5 protein-coding genes are annotated in these 7,203 nt (G+C 68.6%); 1 reads left to right on the forward strand and 4 read right to left on the reverse strand.

The window, feature by feature from the left end:
- The 3 genes from AOZ49_RS29355 to AOZ49_RS29365 all read right to left on the reverse strand — a co-directional run.
- Positions 1 to 1,707: hydantoinase B/oxoprolinase family protein (locus AOZ49_RS29355; RefSeq protein WP_054479395.1), on the reverse strand; the 1,707-nt coding region annotated here is incomplete at its 3' end.
- Positions 1,700 to 3,757 (reverse strand): hydantoinase/oxoprolinase family protein, encoded by a 2,058-nt coding sequence (locus tag AOZ49_RS29360; RefSeq protein WP_054479397.1) that lies wholly within the window; start codon positions 3,755 to 3,757, stop codon positions 1,700 to 1,702. The genes AOZ49_RS29360 and AOZ49_RS29355, both read right to left, overlap by 8 nt.
- Positions 3,758 to 3,797: 40 nt before the next feature.
- Positions 3,798 to 4,778 carry a Bug family tripartite tricarboxylate transporter substrate binding protein gene (locus tag AOZ49_RS29365; protein ID WP_054479399.1) on the reverse strand — a complete coding sequence of 327 codons (981 nt, stop codon included), beginning with the start codon at positions 4,776 to 4,778 and terminating at the stop codon, positions 3,798 to 3,800.
- Between the two features lie 169 nt (positions 4,779 to 4,947).
- On the opposite strand from AOZ49_RS29365, the gene AOZ49_RS29370 reads away from it, so the two are divergent.
- Positions 4,948 to 5,844 carry a LysR family transcriptional regulator gene (locus AOZ49_RS29370; protein ID WP_225856519.1) on the forward strand — a complete coding sequence of 299 codons (897 nt, stop codon included), beginning with the start codon at positions 4,948 to 4,950 and terminating at the stop codon, positions 5,842 to 5,844.
- A 13-nt stretch (positions 5,845 to 5,857) separates the two neighbouring features.
- Here AOZ49_RS29370 and AOZ49_RS29375 read toward each other — a convergent pair whose 3' ends face one another.
- A complete protein-coding gene (locus AOZ49_RS29375) occupies positions 5,858 to 6,691 on the reverse strand; it encodes an AraC family transcriptional regulator (RefSeq protein ID WP_054479401.1) in 834 nt (277 codons plus the stop codon).
- Between the last annotated feature and the right edge of the window lie 512 nt (positions 6,692 to 7,203).

Genomic DNA, 7,203 nt, shown 5'->3' on the forward strand with positions numbered 1-7,203 from the left:
GGCGGCGCGCGCCGCCGCGGCGCTGATCTTGTCGTCGGCCAGGTCGCGCTCGATGCGGGCGCGCGAACGCTCGGCCGGCGCGCCATAGCCGCCGGCGCCCGGGGTTTCGATGCGCACGCTCTCGCCCGGCGCCAGCGCGATGTTGGCGGTCTTGGAGAACAGCTCCTCCTCGGCCGGGGTGCCGAAGTTGCGCACCAGCCGCGCGCGCCGGCCATCGGCGCCGCCATCGACGCCGGCGGCCACGCCCACGGTGTGGCTGTCCGAGCGCGCCGAGAACACGATGCCCGGTCCGACCGCGCGGATCTGCTTGGCGATGCCCATGCCGCCGCGGGTGCGGCCGGCGCCGCCGGAGTCCTGGATCATGGCGTACTCGTCCATCAGCAGCGGGTACTCGTTCTCCAGCGCTTCCACCGGCAGGTTGGAGGTGTTGGTCATGTGCACGTGCACCGCGTCCATGCCGTCGCTGTCGAAGCGCGCGCCGGCGCCGCCGCCCAGCGTTTCCAGGTAGACGAAGTGGCCGGCGCGCTCGCGCCAGCGGCCCGAGAACACGATGGCCGGGCAGCAGTCGTTGCTGGAGGCCATGGTCTTCTCCGCCGGCAGCAGGCCGCGGAACGCGCCGAAGATGGCGCCCGCGACCTTCTGCGCGGTGATCGAGCGCGCGCCCACCGCCGCCGGATGCTCGGGGTTGGTGATGGTGCCCACCGGCGCCGATACGCTGATCGGGTCGAACAGGCCGGCGTTGGGCGCCAGGTCCGGATCCAGCAGCGCCTTGACCGCGTAATACACGCAGGCCCGCAACGCGTTGAACGGCAGGTTCATGGCGCCGCGCGCCTGCTTGCCCGAGCCCTCGAAATCGAAATGCAGCCGGTCGCGGCTGACCGTCAGCGTCACCTGGATCGGCACCGGATCGCCGCCCATGCCGTCGTCATCCAGGTCGCTGCGGAAGGTGTAGCTGCCCTGCGCCAGCTCGCCGATGCGGTTGAGCAGGCGGCGCCGGGTATAGGTGATGACGTCATCCACCGAGCGCAGCACGGCCGCCAGGCCCATCTGCCGGATCAGGCCCTGCACCGCGGCCGCGCCGCGGCGGTTGGTGGCCATCTGCACGCGCAGGTCCAGCACCCGTTCCTCGGGGTCGCGGGTGTTGGCGCAGATCAGGCGCAGCATGTCCTCGTCCACCTCGCCGGCGCGCGCGATGCGGCAGGCGGGGATGCGGATGCCTTCCTCGAAGATCGACTTCAGGCCGCCGGCGATCGAGCCGGGCACCGCGCCGCCGACGTCCGAATGGTGGGCGATGTTGGCGGCGAAAAAGCGCAGCGTGCCTTCCCAGAACACCGGCGTGACGATGTTGATGTCGGGCAGGTGGCTGCCATCGGCCAGATAGGGGTCATTGCAGATGAACACATCGCCGTCGCGGATCTGGTCGACCAGGAACGCGCGCAATATCGCGCCCATGGCGCCGTCCAGCGAGCCCAGGTGCAGCGGGATCTGCGTGCCCTGCGCCACCAGCCGGCCGGCGGCGTCGAACAGCGCCACCGAGCAGTCCTTGCGTTCCTTGATGTTGGTCGAGAACGAGGCCCGCACCAGCGTGTTGTTCATGTCTTCGGTGATCGACAGCAGGCGGTTGCAGAACACCTCCATGCCGACCGGGTCGGCCAGGGCCACGCCCGCGTCGTGACTGGTTTGATTGGCTTCATGGGCTTCACGCATGGGAGCCTCCTTGCAAACGGATGATCAGGTTGCCGTAGGCGTCGACCTCGACGTCCTGGCCCGCGCCGACCACGGTGGTCGAGCTCATTTCCTCCAGCAGCGCCGGGCCGCTGAAGCGCACCCCGGTGGGCACGCGGTCGCGGTCATAGACCGGCGTGTCCAGCCAGCCGTGGCGCTCGCCGAAATAGGCGCGGCGTTCGCCGATGCGGGCGCCGTCCAGCGTGCCATCGACCTGGCGCGGCGCCAGCGGCGCCTTCACCACCTGGCCCACCGCCTGCATGCGGCAGTTGATGATCTGCACCTTGCGGTCATCGACCGTGTAGCCGTACTCGCGCTCGTGCGCCTCGGCGAAACGGCGCGCGAATTCGGCGTAGCCGCCGGCGCCGGTGTCGTCCAGCGCCACCTGCACCTCGAAGTTCTGGCCCTCGTAGCGCGCGTCGATGGCGCTGCGGTACAGGCGCAGCGCCGGCTCCACGCGTTCCTCTTCCAGCCAGCGCTCGGCCTGATCGCGCAACCCGTCGAAGATCGCCGAGACGCCGTCCCAGCTTTCCGCGCTGGCCAGCGAGATCTCGCTGCGCACGAAGTCGAACGAGATGTCGCTGAGCAGGATGCCGCGCGCGCACATGGTGCCCGGCTCCTGCGGCACGATCACCGTGGGGATGCCGCATTCCTCGGCCACCTCGACCGCGTGCAGCGGCCCCGCGCCGCCATAGGCATACAGGGCGAATTGCGACAGGTCGTAGCCCCGTTCGGTCGACACGGCGCGGATGGCGCGGCTCATGTTGGCCGCCGCGATGCGCAGGATGCCTTCGGCCGCCGCCTCGCGCGTCAGGCCCAGCGGCCGCGCCACGCGTTCGTCGATCACCTGGCGCGCGGCCTCGGCGTGCACCGGCATGCGGCCGTTCAGCAGCGCCACCGGATTCAGGCGCTGCAACGCGATCTCGGCATCGGTGATGGTCGGCTCGCCGCCGCCGCGGCCGTAGCCCACCGGTCCCGGCACCGCGCCGGCGCTGTGCGGGCCGACCTTCAGCGCGCCCGCGTCATCGAGCCAGGCGATGCTGCCGCCGCCCGCGCCGATCACGTGGATGTCCACCATCGGCGTCTTCACCGGATAGCCCGCCACCTGGCGATGCGAGGTGAACAACGGCCGGCCATCGCAGATCAGCGACACGTCGGTGCTGGTGCCGCCGACGTCGAACGTCACCAGGTTCAGGCTGCCGATGGCGCGGCCCACGGCGGCCGCGCCCACCACGCCGGCGGCCGGCCCCGACAGGCAGGTGCGCACCGGATACTGGCGCACCGTGGCGATCGACATCAGGCCGCCGTTGGAGTGGATGGTGTGCGGCTCGTGGCCGATGTCCAGCTCGCGCACGCGCTGCAGGAATCGCTCCAGGTAGCGCGCCATCTTCGGCCCCACCGCCGCGTTCAGCACCGTGGTCGACAGGCGCTCGTATTCGCGGAACTCCGGCAGCACGTCCGACGACAGGCTGATATAGGCGTCGGGCATCTCCTCGGCCACGATGCGCGCGGCCTGCTGCTCGTGCGCGGGGTTGCGGTAGGCATGCAGGAAGCAGATCGTGACCGCGTCGATGCCGGCGGCGGCAAAGCGCCGCGCCGCCGCGCGCACCGCGTCCGCATCCAGCGGCGCCAGCACCTCGCCCTGCGCATTGACGCGCTCGCCCACCTCGGCGCGGAACTCGCGCGGCACCGCCACCGGCGGCTTGCCGACGCTGTAGTCGTACAGGTGCGGCCGCGTCTGCCGGCCGATCTCCAGCACGTCGCGAAAGCCTTGCGTGGTGATCAGGCCGACGCGCGCGCCCTTGCGCTCGATGATGAGGTTGGTCGCGACCGTGGTGCCATGGCCCACGTGCGACACCTGCGACGGCGAAACGCCATGGTCCTTGAGCATCTGCCCGATGCCGGTGGCGATGGCTTCCGACGGATCGGACGGTGTCGACGGCACCTTGTGAAAATGCACGATGCCTTGATCTTCGTCGATCATCGTGAAGTCGGTAAACGTGCCTCCGACGTCTATCCCTATGCGATACATGCTTGTGCTTCCCTGAAAGAAAAGAAGGGCGCGGCGGCGCTCAATCCAGCTTGATGCCGGCCTGCTTGACCACGCCGCACCATTTGTCGATTTCGCTCTTGATCATGGTGCCGAAGGCCGGGCCGGCCACGTCCGAGACCTGCGCGCCCTGTTGTTCCAGATAGGTCTTCATGGCGGGCGCGTGCAGCGTCTGCACCAGCGCGTCGGTGAGCTTGGCGCGCAGCGGCTCGGGCAGCCTGGCCGGCGCCAGCATGCCGAACCACACCATGGCCTCGTAGCCGGGATAACCGGACTCGGCCACCGTCGGCACGTCGGGCAGCATGGGCGAGCGCTGCGGCGAGGTCACCGCCAGCGCCTTGATCTTGCCGTCCTTGATGTACGGATAGGACGTCATCACCACGTCCATCATCATGTTGATCTGGCCGCCCACCAGGTCGATCAGCGCCGGACCCGAACCGCGGTAGGGCACGTGCACCATCGACACGCCGGCGGTGCTCTTGAACAGCTCGGCGGCCAGATGGTTCGATGTGCCCTGGCCATTGGAGGCGAACGAGTATTTCTCGGGTTCCTTCTTGAGCAGCGCCACGAATTCCTGCAGGTTGTTGGCCGGCACCGACTTGTTCACCGACATGACGTTGGGAATGGTGGCGACGACGGTCAAGGGCGTGAAGTCCTTGACCGGGTCGTAGGGCAGCTTGGTGTACACGCAGGGCGCGCTGCCATGCGTGCTGACCGAGCCCATCAGGATGGTGTAGCCGTCGGCCGGCTGGCGCGCCACGTACTCGGTGCCGACGGTGCCGCCGGCGCCCGGGCGGTTCTCGACGATGACGTTGGCCGACAGGCGCTGGCCCAGGCCTTCGGCGACCTTGCGCGCGATCAGGTCGGTGGACCCGCCCGCCGCGAACGGCACCACGATGCGGATCACCCTGTCGGGCCACTCGGCGCGGGCCGGTAGCGCGGTGGCGGCCAGCGCGGCCGCCCCGAATGCAAGACAGCAACTGCGAATGAACGCTGCGTTCATGACTTCCCCTTGTTGATAGAACTTCCTTGCGGCCCGATCATGGATGTCGGACCTGAGAGGCTTTGCCTCGGGTTCACTGCAACAACGGGAACATCCTAGGCCTGGCCGGCGCGCGCCAGCAGTCCTGGCGGTTTATATTGATATAGATGCCATTTATAGGTGGGCGGCGGTGAAGAATCCGGACCTGAATCTGCTTCTGCATTTCGACGCGCTGATGGGCTGCCGCAACGTGTCGCGCGCGGCCGAGCAGCTGGGCATCAGCCAGCCCGCCATGAGCGCCGCGATGAACCGCCTGCGGCAATTGTTCGGCGATCCGCTGCTGGTGCGCGAAGGCGGCGCCTGGCAGCCGACGCAGCGCGCGCACGAGCTGCACCAGGGCTTTCTGCCGCTGCTGGAGAGCTGGCGCCGCGCCACCCGCACGCGCGAGGTGTTCGACCCCGCGCACTCGGCCCGCAGCCTGTCGTTCTACGCCACCGACTACGTGCAGTACACGCTGCTGCCCAAGCTGATTCCACGGCTGGCGGTGGACGCGCCGCACTTCCAGCTGCTGATCGTGCCGGCGCGGCCGCAGCACGGCCTGAGCATGCTGGACACCAATCACGTCGAGTTGATCGCCGGCTATTTTCCGGATCCGGCGCCGGACCTGCGCACGCGCTTCCTGTACCAGGAACCGGCGGTGTGCATCGTGCGCGAAGGCCATCCCTGTCTGCGCAAGCGCTGGAACCTGGATGCCTATCTCAGCTATGGGCACCTGGACCTGGCGGCCCACACGCGCTATTTCAGCAAGGCCATCGACCGCATCCTGATGGGGCAGAACCGCAGCCGCCGCATCGTCGCGACGCTGTCGAGCTACATGGTCTGTCCGTTCATCGTGGAAGCCTCGGACCTGATCGCGACGATGCCGGTGAGCATCGCCAAGGCCATGTCAGGCAGCGCGCGCATCGTCACGCTGAAGGCGCCGCTGAGCCTGCCGGCGATCACCGTGTCGCTGTACTGGCACGAGCGCTACCAGGACGATCCGGCGCATGCGTGGCTGCGGCAATACCTGGCGGGCGTGCTGGGGTAGCGGCGCCCAGCGCTTACTTCAACGGCATGCAGATGCGCGTCTGCAATTGCGCCGGCGGCGTGGTGCGCGGGTCATTGAGGTACTGCTCGAACATGGGGAAGTCGGCCGGCACCATGCCGCTGCCGGGCAGCCATTCCGAGAACATCCAGTTATAGGGCTTGTCCATCTCGTTGTACGGGCCGGTGTAGGTCAGCATCGCGCAGCGGATGGCGGGGATCTCGAAGCGTTCCAGCTCGTCGCCCAACACGGCGTCGGGCGCGACCGACATGCCGGCCATCGAGCGCAGCTGGGCCGGCGGCACCTGCTCGGGATCGTCGAAATACACGCCGAAGCCGATGGCCTCGGGACGCGCCAGGCCGCGGCTGGCGGCGAGCATGAAGGCGCGGGTGAAGACCGGGCCGATTTCCTGGTAGCTGCCGTGATGCGGCAGGGCGGCCAGCACGGCGCCGGGGAAGGTTTCGATGGTGATGGGATACATGCCTAGCTCCTTGGGGTCGAAGGGTCGGGAGCGGGCCGCGCGGTAGCGCCCCGGCGAGATGCCGAAGGTCGCGCCGAACGCGCGGTTGAAGGCGGCGTCCGACTCATAGCCGGCGCGCTGCCCCACGTCACGCAAGGAATCCCCGGTACTGCCCAGCGAGACGGCCGCGCGGTGCATGCGGATGCGTTGCACGGTGGCGTTCACGGTTTCGCCCATCACGGCGCGGTAGACGCGATGGAAGTGGTAGGGCGAGAGGCAAGCCAGGTCGGCCAACCGGTACAGGTCGGGGTCGGCGTCGGGGTGGCTGGCCAGCCAGCGCAGGACGGGGTCCAGGCGGTGGGCGTAGGTGGTGCGGGTTTGGGGTTTCAAGTGCGTGGCTCCTTGGGGAGCAATGTAGGCGGGCCTGGTTTGCAGATTTTGCGGTTTTTTTCTTTGAGTTGGGTAGTTGTTGTTGCTGGTGGGGAGTGGGGTTCTTTAGACGCCCGGCACGCCGGGGCGAGGGGATGCGGGGCTACGATTGCGGTCCGGAGCCTCCGCTCCGGACTGCCCCATCCTCATCCTCGTCCGCCTTCGGCTCCCTACGGATTCCGTCGGGCGCATCTACACGCCCCGCACCCCCTCGCCCCGGCGTGCCGGGCTCTTGTTGATTTCACTTCAAGGGCGCTGGTGGGGAAAGCGAGTTTTCCACAGGGGCTCGTTTTTCTGTGCGACGGGCCGGCTGTGGATAAGTGCTTGGCGGGGTTTTCAGTAGCCGCGGGCGGGGTCGTAGATGTTGGGGAGGGGGTCGCCGCGTTCGTTGGCGGTGATGAGCCAGGCGGTGTGGCGGGCGCGTTCCTGGCGGTCGGGGATGGCGGCGCAGTGGGGGGTGATGATGATTTGGG

The sequence above is a fragment of the Achromobacter sp. 2789STDY5608615 genome, from assembly GCF_001298995.1.
In the GTDB taxonomy this organism is placed as follows: domain Bacteria; phylum Pseudomonadota; class Gammaproteobacteria; order Burkholderiales; family Burkholderiaceae_B; genus Achromobacter; species Achromobacter insuavis.

Bases quoted from the DNA above. Each gene is read 5' to 3' on its own strand.
- AOZ49_RS29365 (WP_054479399.1), bottom strand. From the start codon at position 4,778: ATGAACGCAGCGTTCATTCGCAGTTGCTGTCTTGCATTCGGGGCGGCC.
- AOZ49_RS29360 (WP_054479397.1), bottom strand. From the start codon at position 3,757: ATGTATCGCATAGGGATAGACGTCGGAGGCACGTTTACCGACTTCACG.